Below are 1,135 nucleotides of genomic sequence, written 5' to 3' on the forward strand. Positions count from 1 at the left end.
AATCGGATAGGAGGCTACCCATTAGTTGAGTAGCCGACCTTCCACACCACCGTACGTACCGTTCGGTATACGGCGGTTCCTTAGTTCACGCTGTAACTTGTCGATAATAATCTGAAAAGAATAGGAATCCCAAGCCTTTGATGGTGTTGTTGCCGAGGGTTGTGGAGAGGATTGGGCTGCCGGAGGTTCTCCAGTAGCCTTTTCTTGTGTTTGCGAATTCCCATGCTTTCTGTTCCCTGACACCGAGTGTTTGTAGCTTCTTAAACCTCGTTTTCACTCGTTTCCATTGTTTCCAGTAAACCATGCGGATTCGCCTTCTCATCCATTCGTCCGTGGTCTTGAGCATTTTCTTCATGTCCGCTATTTTGAAGTAGTTGACCCACCCCATGATGTAGCGTCCAAGTTTCTTTGCCCGTTCCTCATTGCCCATTCCATTGCTTCTCGATGTGTGCTCTTTAATCTTGGCTTTCATCTTTGCAATGGATTTCGGGTGAATTCGGACTCTCGTTTCCCCTTTGACTTCGTAGAAGGAGAATCCCAGGAATTTGATTCCCCTCGCTTCGTCCACCACCGTCTTTTCACGGTTCACCTTCAGGAACAGCTTCTCCTCTATGAATGGCATAATGTGCTCTAGCGTTCGCTCCGCGCTTCTTCTGCTTTTGCAGAAGATCAGCAGGTCGTCCGCGTATCGCACAAATCGATGTCCGCGGCGCTCCAGTTCCTTATCCAATTCATTTAGCATAATATTGCTAAGTATTGGGCTCAGATTGCCTCCTTGCGGCACGCCGAGTTCCGTTTCCTCGAATTTGTGTCTCACCACTACGCCGGCTCTCAGGAATTTGTGGATCAACGAGATGATTCGCCCGTCTTTGATGGTTCGCGATAATACTTCGATCAGCTTGCTTTGATTGACCGTGTCGAAATATTTCTCCAGATCCATGTCCACCACGTACTTATACCCTTCTTGGATATGGATCCGGCTTTTCTCAATCGCGCCGTGGGCGTTTCGTTTGGGCCGAAATCCGTAGCTGTTTTCCGAGAACTGCCGCTCGTAGATCGGCGTGAGCATCTGCGCAATTGCCTGTTGGATTACCCGGTCCACTACGGTTGGAATTCCCAAATTTCTTTTCTTCTT

The 1,135-nt window shown here is 48.6% G+C and carries 1 protein-coding gene; it reads right to left on the reverse strand.

Going from position 1 to position 1,135, the window contains the following annotated elements:
- Window positions 1-85 precede the first annotated feature (85 nt).
- Window positions 86-1,135, reverse strand: a 1,050-nt coding sequence (gene ltrA / locus ACFFT4_RS30245) for a group II intron reverse transcriptase/maturase (RefSeq protein ID WP_378052860.1), incomplete at its 5' end; no start/stop codon positions are given.

This window comes from Cohnella cellulosilytica, from assembly GCF_042431195.1.
GTDB lineage: Bacteria > Bacillota > Bacilli > Paenibacillales > Paenibacillaceae > Cohnella > Cohnella cellulosilytica.